Annotated in this window: 15 protein-coding genes; 9 read left to right on the top strand and 6 right to left on the bottom strand. The window is 68.6% G+C overall.

Annotated elements, in window-relative coordinates; translation table 11 throughout:
• The first annotated feature begins 10 nt into the window (after positions 1 to 10).
• From ODI_RS14705 to ODI_RS14675, 7 genes are all read left to right on the top strand, one after another.
• Positions 11 to 1,021, top strand: a complete 1,011-nt coding sequence (locus ODI_RS14705) for a type II secretion system F family protein (protein WP_067751821.1) — start codon at positions 11 to 13, stop codon at positions 1,019 to 1,021.
• Positions 1,018 to 1,953, top strand: coding sequence for a tetratricopeptide repeat protein (locus ODI_RS14700; protein ID WP_067751818.1), 936 nt, complete (start codon positions 1,018 to 1,020; stop codon positions 1,951 to 1,953). The genes ODI_RS14705 and ODI_RS14700 overlap by 4 nt, the downstream gene beginning before the upstream one ends.
• Positions 1,950 to 2,414: a DUF3613 domain-containing protein gene (locus ODI_RS14695; protein ID WP_098020914.1), complete on the top strand. Its 465-nt coding sequence runs from the start codon at positions 1,950 to 1,952 to the stop codon at positions 2,412 to 2,414. The genes ODI_RS14700 and ODI_RS14695 overlap by 4 nt, the downstream gene beginning before the upstream one ends.
• A complete protein-coding gene (locus tag ODI_RS14690) occupies positions 2,386 to 4,506 on the top strand; it encodes a TadG family pilus assembly protein (RefSeq protein ID WP_082985232.1) in 2,121 nt (706 codons plus the stop codon). The genes ODI_RS14695 and ODI_RS14690 overlap by 29 nt, the downstream gene beginning before the upstream one ends.
• A 65-nt stretch (positions 4,507 to 4,571) precedes the next feature.
• A complete protein-coding gene (locus tag ODI_RS14685) occupies positions 4,572 to 5,996 on the top strand; it encodes a sigma 54-interacting transcriptional regulator (RefSeq protein ID WP_067751815.1) in 1,425 nt (474 codons plus the stop codon).
• A 139-nt stretch (positions 5,997 to 6,135) separates the two neighbouring features.
• Positions 6,136 to 6,894: a DUF2968 domain-containing protein gene (locus ODI_RS14680; protein WP_067751813.1), complete on the top strand. Its 759-nt coding sequence runs from the start codon at positions 6,136 to 6,138 to the stop codon at positions 6,892 to 6,894.
• Positions 6,895 to 7,001: 107 nt separating this feature from the next.
• Positions 7,002 to 7,436, top strand: a complete 435-nt coding sequence (locus ODI_RS14675; RefSeq protein ID WP_067751811.1) for a DUF1178 family protein — start codon at positions 7,002 to 7,004, stop codon at positions 7,434 to 7,436.
• A gap of 38 nt (positions 7,437 to 7,474) precedes the next feature.
• Here ODI_RS14675 and ODI_RS14670 read toward each other — a convergent pair whose 3' ends face one another.
• Positions 7,475 to 8,128, bottom strand: a complete 654-nt coding sequence (locus ODI_RS14670) for a TetR/AcrR family transcriptional regulator (RefSeq protein WP_067751808.1) — start codon at positions 8,126 to 8,128, stop codon at positions 7,475 to 7,477.
• Positions 8,129 to 8,295: 167 nt separating this feature from the next.
• Here ODI_RS14670 and speG point away from each other — a divergent pair, with 167 nt between their 5' ends.
• Positions 8,296 to 8,853 (top strand): spermidine N1-acetyltransferase, encoded by a 558-nt coding sequence (speG, locus tag ODI_RS14665; RefSeq protein ID WP_067751805.1) that lies wholly within the window; start codon positions 8,296 to 8,298, stop codon positions 8,851 to 8,853.
• Positions 8,854 to 9,018: 165 nt separating this feature from the next.
• Here speG and efp read toward each other — a convergent pair whose 3' ends face one another.
• From efp to ODI_RS14650, 3 genes are all read right to left on the bottom strand, one after another.
• A complete protein-coding gene (gene efp, locus ODI_RS14660) occupies positions 9,019 to 9,576 on the bottom strand; it encodes an elongation factor P (protein ID WP_067751802.1) in 558 nt (185 codons plus the stop codon).
• 154 nt (positions 9,577 to 9,730) lie between these two features.
• Complete coding sequence (gene earP / locus ODI_RS14655; protein ID WP_067751799.1) at positions 9,731 to 10,876, bottom strand: elongation factor P maturation arginine rhamnosyltransferase EarP; 1,146 nt, start codon at positions 10,874 to 10,876, stop codon at positions 9,731 to 9,733.
• A gap of 12 nt (positions 10,877 to 10,888) precedes the next feature.
• On the bottom strand, positions 10,889 to 12,097 hold the full coding sequence (locus ODI_RS14650) for a DUF2863 family protein (RefSeq protein ID WP_067751796.1): 1,209 nt from the start codon (positions 12,095 to 12,097) through the stop codon (positions 10,889 to 10,891).
• 250 nt (positions 12,098 to 12,347) lie between these two features.
• Between ODI_RS14650 and ODI_RS14645 the strand changes: the two genes are divergently transcribed.
• Entirely contained in the window at positions 12,348 to 13,118 is a 771-nt protein-coding gene (locus ODI_RS14645) for a DODA-type extradiol aromatic ring-opening family dioxygenase (RefSeq protein WP_082985231.1), read from the top strand.
• Positions 13,119 to 13,148: 30 nt separating this feature from the next.
• Here ODI_RS14645 and ODI_RS14640 read toward each other — a convergent pair whose 3' ends face one another.
• Both ODI_RS14640 and ODI_RS14635 read right to left on the bottom strand, forming a co-directional pair.
• A complete protein-coding gene (locus ODI_RS14640) occupies positions 13,149 to 14,210 on the bottom strand; it encodes a M48 family metallopeptidase (protein ID WP_067751791.1) in 1,062 nt (353 codons plus the stop codon).
• A gap of 22 nt (positions 14,211 to 14,232) precedes the next feature.
• A complete protein-coding gene (locus ODI_RS14635) occupies positions 14,233 to 15,324 on the bottom strand; it encodes a YjgN family protein (RefSeq protein WP_082985229.1) in 1,092 nt (363 codons plus the stop codon).
• Positions 15,325 to 15,382 lie beyond the last annotated feature (58 nt).

The following is a 15,382-nucleotide window of genomic DNA, read 5'->3' as shown; positions in this document are numbered from 1 at the left end:
GACGGGGCACATGGATTACGTCGCCAACCTGGGCCTGTGGGCCGACCTCGATCCTCGCAATGTCGCGGCGGCGGCGCTGGTGGCGCTGGCCCTGGCGGTGCTCGCCGCGGGCGCGTCGTTGTGGCTGAAGGTCTCGCGGCAGGATCGCAACCGCCAGGTCATCGACCGCCTGCTGGCGGGGCGCGGCGGCCAATCGGCGCCGACGCAGGCCGAGCCGCAAGGCACCCTGGGCAGCGCCGTGCACCGGGCGGAGCAATTGGGCCGGCACTGGGGCGAGGGCAGGTCGGGCAACGTGCTGCTGCCGCCCGAGGACAGGCAGGTCGTCGACCTGTGCGGTTTCGAGGACGTGGGCCGGGCGCGTTCGCTGTTCATGTTTGCGCGCGTGCTGCTGACGGCCGGCCTGCCGTTCCTCGCGGGTTTCCTGCTGCAAGGCCGCCTGTTGCCCGCCAATCCCGCGATCGAATGGACGGCCGCGGCCTTCGTGGGCCTTGCGCTGGGGTGGATGCTGCCCAAGTGGATGTTGCTGCGCCGCGCCGCGCGCAGGCGCCGGGCGGCCTACCAGGAGTTGCCTTTGCTGATCGACCTGTTGCGCCTGCTGCAAGGCGTGGGCCTGTCGATCGATCAGAGCCTGCACGTGGTGGTCACGGAGTTCCGCCAGGTCATGCCGGTGCTGGCGCGCGAGTTGCAATATGCCGTGGATCTCTATGCGCGGGGCCGCACGCGCGAGCAGTCGCTGATGCGGTTGGCCACGGGTTTCGACAATGACGACCTGTCGGCGATCTGCCGCCTGATCTCGCAGGTGGACCGGCACGGCGGCGCCGTGCAGGATCCCTTGAACCGGTTTGGCGAGCGGGTGCGAGAGCGCCGCCGCATGGAGTTGAAGGAGCGGGTCGGCAAGCTCACCGTCAAGATGACGGGCGTCATGGTGCTGACTCTCTTGCCCGCCTTGCTCATCGTCACGGGTGGCGCGGGTTTCTTGGCAGTCATCCGCGGCTTGTCGCGGGTAGCGGGGGGATCATGAGGAACGATCAGCGTGCCGGACTGCGTGTCCTGGCGCTCGGCGCGGTGGTGCTGGTGTCGGGATGCGCGGCGACCAGCCAGGAGTCGGCCTGGAAGGTGGTCCAGCAACAGCAGGAGGCGCAGATGGCCATGCGGCAGCACGAGGCCGACGAGGCACGGCGCCAGGCACCCACGCAGCCGCAATTGCTGATGTCGCTGGTGCGCGAGGCGCAGTCGCAAGGCCGCTATTTCGCCTCGCTGGCCTATATCGATGCCTATGTGCAGGCCGCGGGCAGCAACCCCGAGATCGAGGCCTTGCGCGCGGAAGCGCTGCGCCTGACCGGGCAGCCCACGCAAAGCGAAGCTGCCTATCGGGCGCTGCTGGGCACGCCGCAGGCTGCCCGCGCCTGGCATGGGCTGGGCTTGCTGGCCGGGGCACGCGGCGACCTCGATCGCGCGGCAGCGGACCTGGGCCGCGCAGCCGCGCTGGCGCCCACCGATGCACAGGTGCTGAACGACCTGGGCTATGCGCACCTGCTTGCCGGCCGTCCCGGCGATGCGCGCCTGCCGCTGGGCAAGGCGGCGGAGCTTGCGCCTGGCAACGCGAAAGTGCTCAGCAACCTGGCCTTGCTGCTGCTGGTGCAGGGCGATGAGGGTGGCGCGGGGCGCGTCATGGACGATGCAGGCCTGCCGGATCCCGTGCGGGAAGAAGTGCGCCGCCTGGCCGCCGAACTGAAGCCCCTGGCGAGCCAGGCTTCCGAGCCGTCCTATTCCGCCGCGCGCATTGCGCGTGATGACCCGGCGGCGATGGCCGCGCGTCCGATCGTGCAGGACGTGAGCGGCGCGCCGGCGACGGCCCCCGCGCCATCGGCGCCGGTGCCGCGCGAGTCCGCCGCCGCCTTGCGCGCCTCGGCTGAACAACCCTATGACCATCGTCCCGTGGTGCGGCAATGACACGCGCCACCCTTGTCTGCAACGTGGAGCCCGCCATGCGTCCTTGCCGCCATGTCTTCGTCGCCACCCTTCTGGCGTTGTCCTGCACGAGCGCCTGGTCTCAAGGCAATGCGCCGCTGACGCAGCCACCCGCCGCGGCGGCCGTGCCGGCACCTGCACCGGCGGCGACCACGGTTGCACCAACCCCAACCCCAGCCCGTGCACCCGCCGCCGCAACGCGCCCCGTGGTGCAGGCCGTTGCCGCGCCTGCGCCCGCGCCCGCGCAGTCTCCCGCGGCCGAGCCTGCCTTCGGCGACACCACGCGCCTGTTGATCGCCGCGCAAGGCGACGGGCGCCGCGCGGGCACGGACCTGCCGATGGTGGGCGAGGCCGCCACGCGGGCCTGGGAGCGCTACATGGACAGTTTCTCGCAGCCCATCCCGGAGTGGTTCAATGACCAGCGCGGCGTCACCGAGCAATAGGCGCCGGCACGCCTGGCGCTTGCGCCACGAGGCGCCCGCCTGCCGGCAACGCGGCTCGATCGTCGTGCCCGTGGTCGCGGCGCTGTTGGTGGGCCTGTCGCTGCTGGGCGCATCGCAGATCGGCTACCTGTACTACATGAAGCGCGAGCTGCAGAACATGGCCGATTTCGCCGCCTTGGCGGGCGCGCAGGTGCTGGCCGACGGGGGCAGCTGCCCCGCCGCGCAGACGGCTGCCTGGGCCAGCGCCCGCATGAATTTCCAGCAGCACGGGGCGTTGGCCGATGAGGAAATGACGGTGGTGTGCGGCGAGTGGGCGCCTGACGACATCCCGGGCGATGGGCGCCACTTCGCGGTCTCGCTGGATCCTGCGCGGATGAATGCAGTGTGGGTCACGGTGGAAAAAAACGTGACCAGCATCGCGCCTTTCGTGCCGGGGCAGATCGTGCTTAGTGAAGCGGGAGCCGCCACGTCGCAGCCCGCGGCGGCCTTCTCCGTGGGATCGCGCCTGCTGCGCGTGGGCGGGCAGGGACTGGTCGGGCAACTGCTCGCGGCCATCGGGCTGACCCCCAGCCAGCTGGATGTCCTGAGTGCATCGGGCCTGGTCAATACAAAGCTGACGCCGTCGGGTTTGTTGCAGGCCCTGGGCCTGCCCGCCAGCGTGGCGGCCGGGGTGGGAACGCCGCAGGAACTGCTGGCCTTGCAGCAACTCACGCTGGGGCAGGTGCTGGATGCTTCCGCGCAGGTGCTGTCCAAGACGGATGGCGTGGCGCAGGCCTCGCTGTCGGCGCTCAATGGCCTGATCTCGCAGCTGAATCTCGCGGTCATCGACGGCCGCAGCCCGCTGACGCTGCCGGTGCGCCTGTTCGGCGATGGCGGCGTCTTCGCGCTGGTGGCTACCGGCGATCCCGCCTCGGCGCTGCGCGCCGAGGTGAATGTCCTGGACCTCGTCAGCACGTCGTTGCTGGCTGCCAACGGCAGCCGCCTGTTGTCCATTCCCTCGCTCGATGTGGCCGGCCTGGTCCAGGCGCGGGTGCGTGTCATCGATCCGCCGCAGATCGCGATCGGCGGCCCGGGCGTGTCCGCCGTGACGCCGCAGATCCGCGTCTATGCGCGCGTGGGCACCACGGGCGTGCCGCTGTTGGGCGGCCTGCTCGACACGCTGGGCACGCGCATCGATCTCCCGGTGATCATCGAAGTGGGGCGTTCCGAGGCCACGCTGGCGCGCGTGTGCGAGGCACCGCTGGCGCGCGACCAGGCCGAGATCCGCGTGCAGTCCAGCGCCGCCAGCATCTGCCTGGGCGGCTTCCCGCGCATGGCGGCGGGCTTCGGGCCGGACAGCTTCTTTTCAGACCAGAACACCTGCGATGGCACGGTGGCGCGCCATCCGGTCGCAAGCGTGCTGGGCTTGCTGACCGTGCGCAGCCACCTGAACCTGCCGGTCCTGCAGTCGGGCGAGGAGACCGTGACGCTGACCGCGCCCGCCCCGGGCCAGCCGCCGACGGTGGTGACCGTGACGCCCAACGACAACCTGGACCTGAACCGCCTGGGGCAGACCCTGGCGGAACAGGTGGGCGGCGGATTGCTGGGCGACCTGCTGGGCGACCCCGCCAACACCGGGCTGCAGGGCGGCACGCTGGAAGAGCGGGTCAATCGCCTGCTGGGCCCCACGCCAGTGGGCCGCAGCCTGACCGAGATCGCCGCCGAGATGCGCTATTCCAACGAGGCGCTGGCGGCCCGGGCGAAACAGTGGGCAAGCGGCAATGTGCTCAATGGCTTGCTGGGTGACGTCAGCGCCTTGCTGGAGGTGTTGCTCGTCGCGCCGCTCGGCGACGTGACCTGCGGCCTGCTCGGCGGGCTGGGCGGCGCGAAGGGCGTGCGCAATTGCAAGACCCCCTACGTGCAGAACATGGTCCAGGGCAACAACGGCGTGACGGCCGTGCTGGGCCTGGTGGTGAAGGTGCTCGAGCCCGTGCTGGGCGCGCTGGGCGGCCTTCTGCAGAAACTGGTCAACGACACCCTGGGCATCGGCCTGGGCCAGAGCGACGTGTCGCTGTTGTCCGTGCGTTGCGGCGACGTGCGGCTGGTGTATTGATGCAAGAAGACGATGATGGAAGCTGACAACAACAGGGGATGGGCCGCGAGCCTCGGGAGCGCGGGATGACGGCAGGCATCAGCGAAGAAATCGACCTCTACGTGTGGGAGGGCGCGTCCGACATCGCCGTGCGCGCCGAGCGCAGCCTTGCGGGCTATGACGTCAACGTCATGCGTGCCGAGCTGGGCATGGCGCCGCCCGGCGGGCGCGATCCCAACCGGCCGATGGTAGCGATGGTGTCGGTCACGGTGATGAGCGATGCGCGCTTCGGCGGCGGCGAATGGCTGGCCGCGCAAGGCACGCCGGTCATCTGGGTGGCAGCGGAAGAGCGGGGACGCGATCCGCGTTTCTATCCGCCCGCGTATTCGCACACCTTGCCGCTGAGCTTCACGGGCGCGGAGCTGCGGGCCCTGCTGTTCCGCCTGGCCGGCGCGGCCCAGCAGGCCGCGCATACGTCCGCCCATGCGCCCAAGCCCCTGGTGGCCGTGTCCGCGCCCATGCGTGAACTGCTGTCCGAAGCCGAGATGTTCGCGGACTGCCGCACCAGCGTGCTCATCCACGGCGAAACCGGCGTGGGCAAGGAGCGGATCGCGCGCCTCCTGCACGACCGTGCGACCTGGTCCGCGGGGCCTTTCGTGGCGGTGAACTGCGGCGCCGTCCCGGAGGGCCTGTTCGAGGCGCACTTCTTCGGACATGCGAAGGGGGCCTTTACCGGCGCCGTTGGCGCGCACAAGGGATACTTCGAGCAAGCCAGCGGCGGCACCCTGTTCCTCGACGAAATCGGCGATCTTCCGCTTTATCAGCAGGTCAAGCTCCTGCGCGTGCTGGAGCAGAACGTCATCACCCGGCTGGGCGCCACCACCGAGGTGGCGGTGGACTTCCGCCTGGTCGCGGCCACCAACCGCGACCTGCGCAAGCGCGTGGCCAGCGGTGATTTCCGGGCCGATCTCTACTACCGGCTGGCCGTGATCGAGCTGTATGTGCCGACCCTGGAAGAGCGGGGTCCGGAAGACAAGGCGGCAATCTTCAAGGCCCTGCTGGAACGCGAGCTGCCGGACGTGTCCGACCTGCCGCAGTGGCTGGTCGAGCGCGTCGCCGCGACGCGTTTTGCCGGCAATGTGCGGGAGCTTTCCAACGTGGTGGAGTGGGTCGCCATCGTGCGCCGCCAATGCGGCAACTGGAATCGCGAGCGTATCGAGCGCGTGTTCGAACGCCTGGCCGACTGCTCGCGCATCCTGGGCGTCCCGGCGTCCGCCGCGCCCGCCCCTGCTGCCGCCCAGCACCCCGTCCTGAGCGAGGCTGAACAGGCCGAACGCGCCCGTGTGATGGTGGCGCTGGAGGCCAATGGCTGGCGGCGTCAGGATACGGCGGCCTACCTGGGTATCAGCCGCAAGGTGCTGTGGGAGAAGATGCGCAAGCTGCAGATTGCGGGCGGGCAGGGCGAGTCGGCCGACATGCTGGGTCCCGGAGACGGGGGCGCGTATTCCTGAACAGATGGGTCTCGCGGACCCGTCTGCCTGGCGCAAGCCGCGAAGGCCGCAAGACTGCGAAGGACGCGGGTTTGCCTGTGCGTCATTTCTCTACTGAAAGTTGCTATAGTTTGTTCAAAATCTCATCCTTGGGGAAGGCATGGAACTCCGCTCTCTGCACCTGGCCGTGCGCACCGCATTGGCCGGCCTGACGCTGGTTGGCCTGACGGCATGCGCCGCCACGCAACAACCCAGCGCACCCGAATCGGCCGTCACGCAATCCGACGCGCCGAAAACCGCCGAGGCCGGCGCGCAGCCGGTCACGCCGCCGCCGGCGCCGGCTGTCATCCAGCCCGAACCCAGGCCCGCTGCAAGCGGCCCGGTCGCGGAAGTGCAGCAGCTGATCCAGTCGCGTCAGGTCAATGAACTGCGCACGACCTACAACGGCAGCTATGGCGCCAGCATGCTGTTCAAGCCCGACGAGCTGGTCTACTACGTGGCGCTGTTCCGCCAGAAGGAGTTCCTGCGCGTCAGCAAGACCCGCGTGGCTGCCGAGGCCGAGCAGACTTATCGCCGCTATGCCGCGCAGACCAGCGAATTGGCCGAAGTCGATATCCGCCGCATCACGCTGCAGGCCGAGCAGGCCCGCACCGACAAGCTGCTGAGCGAGCGCACGAGCCAGCTCGAAGGCTTGCAGGCGGATGTGGACCGCCAGCGCCAGCAGGCAGCCCAGATTGCCGCCAACCAGAAGCAGGCGCGTGAAGAGGCGGCCCAGTTGTCGGCCCAGCAGAAGGATGCCGCGGCCGAGTTGCGCCGCCTGCAGGCACGCATCCGCGAACTGGAGCGCCAGCAGGCCAACGTGGGCGCCCAGGCCGAGCCGCGCGCCAAGAGCGGCGCGAAGAAGCTGCCGCCCAAGTAAACGGCGCCTGCCCGCGCGGCCTTGCCGGGCCAGCGCATCCCGAGACCCGCCCGTATGCCATACTGGCGGGTCTTGTTTTTCCGGCCTCTGGCCGCCATCTGCCAGTCATGGCTATCAAGGTTTTCGATCTCGAGTGCGATCAGGGCCACCTTTTCGAAGGCTGGTTCTCCTCGCACGACGACTACGCCCACCAGCAGGCGAGCGGTTTGCTCACCTGTCCGGTCTGCGCCAGCGCAACCGTTGCCAAGCGCCTGTCGGCACCGCGCCTGAATGTCGGCCATGCGGAGGCGTCCGCCGCGCAGCCGCCCGCCACGCCGGAAAATATCCAGGCCTCCTTGCTGCGTCATCTGCGCACCATCGTGCGCGGCACCGAGAACGTGGGGGATCGTTTCGCCGCCGAGGCGCGCCGTATCCACGAGGGCGAGGCCGACGAACGTCCGATCCGCGGCGTCGCCACGCCAGCCGAGCGCGAAGCGCTGGCAGCGGACGGCATTGCCGTCATGGCCTTGCCTGATATCCTCGACGACGAGCGCATGCAGTAAGCGCAAGGCACGTCCCTCACGGAACGAGGGCCTTTTTTTCATTGCCCCGCGCGTACACGGATGCCGGCGTGCAGCATGCCCAGCGCCGCTTCGAAGACAGCGCCGCTGTCCAGGCTGGCGAAGCGCGGCATGAAGCGCTTGAGCAGCGGATAGTCCGCATCGGGCAGCGCTGCCACTTCGTCCTGTTCGGCCTGCGTGGCCGGGCGGATCATGCCGCCCGTTTCGCCGGCAGCCAGGCCGTAGACGGCGGCGTACCAGCTCAGCACGACAGCGGGCACCTCGGCCTCCGGCACGCCGGCATCGCAGATGGCGCCATACACCGCCTCGATGTGCGCGAAATCGGAGACGCCGGTATTCACGAAGCGCAGCATCAGCCCGAAGGTGCCACGGTATTGCAGCGCCAGTTGGCGATACTGCATGGCCAGGGCGCGCAGTCGCGCGTCCCAGGGCAGGGCGGCGGGCACGGGCCGCAATTGCGCCGTGAGCCAGTCCGCCATGGCGCGGTGCAGGCCTTCCTTCGATTTGAAGTGATACAGGATGGCCATCGGGTCGCAGCCCATCTCGGCGCCCACCTTGCGCACGCTGAAGCCGGTTTCGCCCGTGGCTTCCATGACCCTGACGGCGGTGGCGACCATCACTTCCCTGGACAGGCCGCGTGGCCCTGGCTGTATCTTTTCGCTGCGTGGTGGCATGCATTTCCCTTGCCGTCTCCGGACGGTGCCGAAGGTGGGACATCGCTCCTGGTTTGACGAATCAAATTCTACACCATAGAATTTATATTTCTACAATGAAGAAATAAAGCGCGAGCAGTGGCCTGCACCGGGCCGCCACGCAGCGCCTTGTCCAAAAGGTATCCACCATGGCATCCGACACTCCGATCAAGCTGCGCCCGCTCGAGCGCGAAGACCTGCGCTATGTCCATGCGCTCGACAACAATGCCAGCGTGATGCGCTACTGGTTCGAGGAGCCCTACGAAACCTTCGCCGAGTTGTCGGCCCTGTATGACGAGCACATCCATGACCAGCGCGAACGCCGCTTCGTCATGGAGGCGGGCGCCGACCGGGTGGGCCTGGTCGAACTGGTCGAGATCGACCACGTCCACCGCCGTGCCGAGTTCCAGATCATCGTGGCGCCGGAACACCAGGGCAAGGGGTATGCCTCCCGCGCCACGCGCCTGGCAATGGAGTATGGCTTCAGCGTGCTGAATCTCTACAAGATCTACCTGCACGTCGACCGCGAGAACCACAAGGCCGCGCACATCTACCAGCGGCAGGGTTTCCAGGAAGAGGGCGTGCTCAAGCACGAGTTCTTCGTGCAGGGCCAGTATCGCGACGTGATCCGCATGTGCCTGTTCCAGCACGAGTTCCTGGCCATGCATCCGCCCGCGCCAGCCATGGTGACGCCCACGGCGCAGTAGCCGCCGCGGCGCGGTGGGTATGGGCGCAAGCGCGTCCTGCCTGCTGCAGGCAGGAAAGGCGAGGCAAGGAAAGGGGGAAGGCTTCCCCGCGCCCCGCGAACGGCCAGGCGCTCGCGCAGGGCGGGAAAGGACGCCACGCAACCCGAAGGCGCGTGGCGTGGGGGCTTACATCACGCGGCTGCGGTATTCGCCGGTGCGGGTGTCGATTTCGATCTTGTCGCCGATGGCGCAGAACAGCGGCACGGGCAGTTCCCAGCCGGTGTTGATCTTGGCGGGCTTCATGACCTTGCCCGAGGTGTCGCCACGCACGGCAGGTTCCGTGTAGATGATCTCGCGCACGATCATCGTGGGCAGTTCGATCGAGATGGCGCGGCCGTCATAGAAGACGACTTCGACGGCCATGTTCTCTTCGAGGTAGTGCAGGGCGTCGCCCATGCTGTCGGCCTCGACTTCGTACTGGTTGTATTCCTGGTCCATGAAGACGTACATGGGGTCGGCGAAGTAGGAGTAGGTGCACTCCTTGCGGTCCAGCACGACGACTTCGAACTTTTCGTCAGCCTTGTAGACCGATTCGCTGCCCGAGCCGGTCAGCAGGTTCTTGAACTTCAGCTTGACGACGGCAGCGTTGCGGCCCGACTTGTTGTATTCGGCCTTCTGGACCACGAGGGGCTCGCTGCCCACCATGACCACGTTGCCCACGCGCAGTTCCTGTGCGGTTTTCATGAATCAAAACTCCGGTATTTCAAGATCGCGTCTGGTGAGCGATGAAGGTAAGAAAGAGGTGTGAACCAAGCGGTGAACCGATAGGCAAGGCCATCGGTGATGCCATCCGTCGCGCGAAACCCCCTGGCGGCAGCGGATTGCAAAGCCTCTTATTCTAGCCTGTTTGGGCTGGACGCAAGCAAAAGCGGACCAGGGCGTCCGCCAGGTCTTGCTGGCGGGCCAGGGCCTGGCAGGCCTGCCAGGCGTGCGCCTGCCAGGATTGCCAGGCGGGGGGCGACAGCGCGGCGTGTAGCGCCTCTGCCACAGCCCGCGCCCCCGCGGCAATCCCCTCCGCGGTCTGGCCAGGCAGCGTCGTGTTCCAGGCCTCGTTCAGGCGGCGGGCCTCGGCCGGACCGCCATGGCGATCCTGCCAGGCGGCCAGCTTGTCCAGGTGCGCATTTTCATCCTGGGGGTAGATCTGCCAGACCAGCGGCCGGCCGGCCCACAGCGCCCGCACGAAAGAGTCTTCCCCCCGGATGATGTTGAGGTCGGCGCTCCACAGCAGGCGGTCGAAATCGGGTTGCCGCACGAAGGGGATGCGCGCCACGTGCAGTGGCGTACCTTGCGCGGCGTCATCCAGTCCCGGCGCGACGCCTTGCGGGACCAGCAGCACCGTCCGGCCGGCCTGCGCCAGGCCCTGCAGCAGGCCGGCCCAGGGGGCGTGCGGGTAACAGAAGAGCGTTGCCAGCCGTGCGCCCTCTTGCCAGGCGCCCAGGGCTGCCTCGGTGACGCCCAGGGTGCGCAGCATTGCGGTGGCCGGCTCGCGGCTGGCCTGCCAGGCGTCGCGCTGGGCCAGCAGATCGGGTTCGCGCAGCAAGCCGCCGGTCTCGGGGGTGAAGCCGGGGAAGAAGAAGGCTTTCTTCAGGCCGTTGGACTGGGGAGAGGGCAGGCCGTGGCAAGCGCCGACCCAGTCCTCGGCGCTGAGATACTCGAGGTTGATCCAGGTCGTCCGTTGCGTCGGCTCGGCGGCCATGCGGGCGACATAGGCCGCGGGCGGATCACAGGCGAAGGCCTCGATGGCGACCTCGCCCGGCTCCAGGTCGGGAGCGGGCTGCGACCAATGGATGACCTCCACGCCCTGCACGACCTGTCGCGCGGCGTGGAGGTCGACAGCGGGTTCCAGGCGGGCGAACGAGGCGAGGTCGTCGACCCACAAGCGCAAGGGCCAGCCGTGGCCTTGCGCCAGGCGGCGGGCCAGGCGCCAGCACACGCCGATGTCGCCGTAGTTGTCGACGACCCGGCAGAACAGATCGGTGCGCATGCGGACGCGACGTCAGTGGAAATGCGCGGGCGCCGTGTTCGCGTCCTCGGGCAGCTCTGGGTGCGTCATTTCGCCCAGGGGATTGGGGAAGTAGGGCGTGCCGCAATCCTCGCAGTAGTCAGGCGGCAGGATGCCCGGCAGGCGGCGGATGTCGGCCACGCCTTGCTCCTTCAGCAGCGCGGCGATTTCCTCGATGGCATCGGGGCCGGTGGGTTCGGCGTCCTCGGGCAAGGGCTCTTCCTCGCGGCCATAGACGGGCCAGACGCAACCGTAGATCACGTCGTTGCGGTTGCGCGGGGTGAAGCTGATGCGGTATTCGTCCACGCGGGTTTCGCCGCAGCCGCCGATGACGGCGCGCAGCTGGTCGGGCGCGAGTCCGGCGGCGCCCTCGAGCCAGGCCACGGCGGCCTTCAGCGCCAGCGGGCGCACGCGCCGGTCGGCGTCGCGATTGCTGACGTAATAAGCATCCGGCAGCAGGCATTCCACGCCGCAGCCGGGCAGGAGGCCCGCCAGCGTGGGCTGGGCCTGGGCAATCCATTGCGCCAGTGCATCGGCGCGGCTGCCGCCGCTGGCTTCCTGCCAACGGAAGAGGGGGGCGCCCTCGGGCACCACGACGCCCGCGACCACGTAACGCGTGTCCGCCAGCATGGGCGGCGCATCCGCGCCGGGGCCGGGTTGCAGCGTCGGGCGGGGGGCTTCCAGGCCAAGCGCCTGGCTGCCCAGGCGATGCAGCCATTGCCAGGTGTCGGAGAAGGTGCGAGGCATCTGGTCCAGGCTGACCAGGGTGGGCAGCAAGGCCAGTTGCGCGCCTTCGGCCAGCACGTGGCCATGCAGCTGCGCGCGCAGGGTGTCCTGCGCCGCCTGCGGGATGGGACCGTTGGCAATGCTGTAGCGGGTCCAGGCCACCACCGGCGCCACCAGCAGCAGGACGTCATGGCGCTGGCCGTCTTTCTCCAGCACCAGCGACTCCGAAGCGGTCTCGGCCTGTTCGATCAGGACTTCGTAGCCGCCGGCATGATGGTGCGACAGGTGGTCCAGCGCGGCTTCCAGCGTGGCGTCATTGCTGGCGCGCAGCAGCTTGGCCAGCAGGCGGCCGAGTTCCGCTTCCCAATAGCGGTCCTCGACCCGGCTGCCCGACTCGTCCAGCGCCGTCGCGAGCGCGACCAGGCGGCTGGCGTCGCGATTCAAGCGGGAGGGGGAAGATCTGCGGGTGCGGGCCATTGTCGGTAAACCAGGAAAAGGAAGCTGAACTTGCTAGTTTACCGCTCCGACCCGGGGGATGACGCCAAACGCAGGCGGGCGCCCGCGCAGGAGCGGTGCGCCGCCGCCGTCGGTTCATTGTGCTGAAAAATGAAATAGACAAAACAAAGCTGCCCGGTTTATTGCGATAAGGAAAACTCGGACAATCTCTTCATCAGGGCGAGTCCGGCGCCATGCGCCAAGCCCGCCGCTATCCGATATGGAGTCCGCCATGCGTTTCCCCGTTCTCTTCGTTTCCCACGGTTCGCCCATGCTGGCGGTCGAGCCGGGCCGTACCGGCGCGGCCCTGGCGGCCTGGGTGCAGACCCTGCCAGAGAGGCCGCGCGCCATTCTCGTCGTGTCGCCGCATTGGCGCGGCGCGGGCCTGGCCGTGTCCACCCGGGGCCAGCAGGAAGCCTGGCATGATTTCGGCGGCTTTCCGCCCGAGCTCTATACCCTTGAGTACGGCGCGCCCGGCTCGCCCGAGCTGGCGGCACGGATCCGCCGCCTGCTGGCCGAGTCGGACCTGCCCGTGCAGGACGATCCGGCCCGTCCGCTGGATCACGGTGCATGGGTGCCCCTGCGCTATCTCTATCCGCAGGCGGACATCCCCGTCGTGCAACTGGCGCTGGACGCCCGGCTCGATGCCCGCGGCCAGTATGCGCTGGGCCGGCTGCTGGCGCCCTTGCGCGACGAGGGCGTGCTGATCATCGGCTCGGGCTCGCTGACGCACAACCTGCGCCACGTCCAGCCGCCGGGTTCTGCGCCCTTGCCCTATGTGGGTCCCTTCCAGGACTGGTACGCCCGCCATCTGGCCGAGGGCAACCTCGAGACGTTGATGGACTGGCAGCGCGAGGCGCCTGGCGCGATGCAGGCACATCCGCATGACGATCACCTCATGCCTTTGTACGTGGCGCTGGGCGCCGGCGGCCTGCCCGCGTTGCGGCTCAATGACGAGGTGAGCTACGGCGCCCTTGCGATGGACGCCTATCAGTTCGGGTGAGCCGGACGGCGCGGCGCGCTCGCCGTCCGCTCAGCGTGAACCGTTGATCTGCGCCTGCAGCGCTTCCACGCGTTCGGGCGTCGGCGGATGCGTGGATAGCCAGCCGGGCGTGTCGCCGCGATCGCGGCCGTCTTCCAGCTTGCGCAGCATCCTGGCCAAGGCGTGGGGATCGCGACCCGCGGCCTGCAGCAAGGCGACGGCACGCGCATCGGCATCCCGTTCGAAATCCCGCGAATACGACATGTCGAGCAGGCTGGTGCCAGTGACAATGGCCTGGTTCAGGAACTCGCTGGCGTCTCCGCTGATCAGCATGACGGCCGCCGCCAGGCCCAGGGCGCGCGACAGCCGGCGCATGCCATGACGCGCGTCGATGTGCCCGATTTCATGGGCGATGACGCCGTCCAGTTCCTGCGGCGAGCCGGCCAGCTTCAGCAACTGGTCCGTCACGACGATGGTGCCGCCGGGCAGGGCCAGCGCATTGGCGCCCAGCCGGCCGCCGTCCCGCAGCGCCAGTTTGAGGGGGATGGCGTCGGAGTCGCCTCGGCTGCGGCCCAGCTCGTCGACGATCGCCTGCAAGGTCTCTTTTTGCTCGGGCGTGGCTTTGCTGGGCGACATGAAGGTGTCCAGCGAGTGCATCACGCCCTGGCCGATGAAGGCTTCCACCGAGTGCGGGACCAGCAGCGCGACGCGGTCGGCCGCGAAAGGCACGCCCCAGCGGATCATTCCGAAACACAGCAGCAGCGCCACGACGACAAAGCCGATGAGGCGCGGCCGCATGCGTTCCCAGCCATGGACGTAGGCGCCGCGCGAGCCTTGCAACCGGCGGCGCAGCGTGTCTGCCTGCGACTGGTCCCGGGTCTCGAAGACGCTGCCGTCTTCCAGCGTGATGCGCTGCGAAGGGCCGTCGAGCCGCGCGGGCCAGGTCAGGGTGCCGGGCGCCACGAGGCGGGATTCGTCGCCATGCTGCAGCCACAGCCGGCCATCGGGATGCAGCGTCAGCCTTGCCGGCTGGTGGGCCGCGGCGCGCGGGGCGAAGAGCCGCCCCGCGACCGTCAGCACGCTGTGCGTGCCGTCCAGCGTGTCAGTGCTCATGTCGACAGCAGCACGTCCTGGTTTACAGCGGCGCCAGGCCGCTGAGGCCTTCCATCTCGCCGTATTCGCTGGCGAAGCTGCCCGGGCGATCCTGGTGCGAGGAAACGAAGGCATCCAGGCCAGGCGCGGCATGCAGCGTGATGCTTTGCGTCACGTAGCGGTGGCGGCGCACCAGTGCCCACGGATACAGCAGGCCCAGCGAGAACGCCGTGGCGAAGAGGCCCGACACGACGATCCACAGGTGGCGCCACGGCGAGAGATCGGTGCGCAGCGTGTGGCCGCCCTCGATGCTCAGGTCGTTGACGCACAGCTTCAGGACGTGGCCGGCGTAATAGGCCGTGCCCACCAGGAAGCCCAGGTAGACGCCCATGATGAGGAAGTGCCAGATGGACATCTGGACCACCGTGCCCAACAGCAGCAGCACGGCGCCGATGGCCAGCGCGGGCAGCAGCGCGATGCCTGCCGCGCGGTAGAACTGGCCCAGCGAGGGGTTGACGTTGAAGCGGGCGCCGCCCCACGAGTGGCCGTTGACGGTGTAGCGCACGGCCATGCGCGTGGCCATCGGCATCAGCAGGCCCAGCGTCAGCATGCCGACGAAGGGCATCACCAGGAAGACCAGCGCGGCCTTGCCGTAGCTGCCCTGGAAGTCGAAGCGCACGTTGCGCCAGCTGGTGACGCGGGCGCGGAAGCGCATGGCCGAGTTCATCAGCCAGGGCACCGCCACCAGGAGGCCCAGCAGCACGACCAGTTGGATGAAGGGGTGGATCACGCCGGCGACTGCCGTCGCGATGATGACGCCCAGCGCCATCAGGCGGCCCTTGAAGATCTGCATGCCGGTGGCGTGGTATTCGAAGACGTGGCCATCGACTTCCGTGTTGCCGTAGAACCAGCGGTGCTTGCGGACCTTGGCCCAGGCGGAATAGATGCCCAGGGTGACGATGGTGAGCAGCAGGTTCACGATCCAGATGCCGAAGTATGTGCCGGCGTCGCCATGAAAGCGCATCGGCGCCGAGCGCGGCGCATCGGGCTGGACGGCAGGGGCGGAGGGGCTGAAGGCATTGCCGGCCGGGAAGGACGAGGCCTCCGGCTGCTGGCTGGGGTCGGGAAAGTTCACGATGGTTCTCGCTGAAGGTTTTGCGTTGTTCGATGAGCGATGGTGCGGCCGCGGGCTT

Source organism: Orrella dioscoreae (assembly GCF_900089455.2).
GTDB classification, from domain to species: domain Bacteria; phylum Pseudomonadota; class Gammaproteobacteria; order Burkholderiales; family Burkholderiaceae_B; genus Orrella; species Orrella dioscoreae.
Note: the sequence above shows the minus strand (reverse complement) of the source record. Positions and strands in the feature narration are given on the sequence as shown.

Excerpts from the sequence above, each read along its gene's own strand:
- ODI_RS14705 (WP_067751821.1), top strand. The coding sequence starts at position 11 with ATGGATTACGTCGCCAACCTGGGCCTGTGGGCCGACCTCGATCCTCGC.
- ODI_RS14700 (WP_067751818.1), top strand. The coding sequence starts at position 1,018 with ATGAGGAACGATCAGCGTGCCGGACTGCGTGTCCTGGCGCTCGGCGCG.
- ODI_RS14695 (WP_098020914.1), top strand. The coding sequence starts at position 1,950 with ATGACACGCGCCACCCTTGTCTGCAACGTGGAGCCCGCCATGCGTCCT.
- ODI_RS14690 (WP_082985232.1), top strand. The coding sequence starts at position 2,386 with ATGACCAGCGCGGCGTCACCGAGCAATAGGCGCCGGCACGCCTGGCGC.
- ODI_RS14685 (WP_067751815.1), top strand. The coding sequence starts at position 4,572 with ATGACGGCAGGCATCAGCGAAGAAATCGACCTCTACGTGTGGGAGGGC.
- ODI_RS14680 (WP_067751813.1), top strand. The coding sequence starts at position 6,136 with ATGGAACTCCGCTCTCTGCACCTGGCCGTGCGCACCGCATTGGCCGGC.
- ODI_RS14675 (WP_067751811.1), top strand. The coding sequence starts at position 7,002 with ATGGCTATCAAGGTTTTCGATCTCGAGTGCGATCAGGGCCACCTTTTC.
- ODI_RS14670 (WP_067751808.1), bottom strand. The coding sequence starts at position 8,128 with ATGCCACCACGCAGCGAAAAGATACAGCCAGGGCCACGCGGCCTGTCC.
- speG (WP_067751805.1), top strand. The coding sequence starts at position 8,296 with ATGGCATCCGACACTCCGATCAAGCTGCGCCCGCTCGAGCGCGAAGAC.
- efp (WP_067751802.1), bottom strand. The coding sequence starts at position 9,576 with ATGAAAACCGCACAGGAACTGCGCGTGGGCAACGTGGTCATGGTGGGC.
- earP (WP_067751799.1), bottom strand. The coding sequence starts at position 10,876 with ATGCGCACCGATCTGTTCTGCCGGGTCGTCGACAACTACGGCGACATC.
- ODI_RS14650 (WP_067751796.1), bottom strand. The coding sequence starts at position 12,097 with ATGGCCCGCACCCGCAGATCTTCCCCCTCCCGCTTGAATCGCGACGCC.
- ODI_RS14645 (WP_082985231.1), top strand. The coding sequence starts at position 12,348 with ATGCGTTTCCCCGTTCTCTTCGTTTCCCACGGTTCGCCCATGCTGGCG.
- ODI_RS14640 (WP_067751791.1), bottom strand. The coding sequence starts at position 14,210 with ATGAGCACTGACACGCTGGACGGCACGCACAGCGTGCTGACGGTCGCG.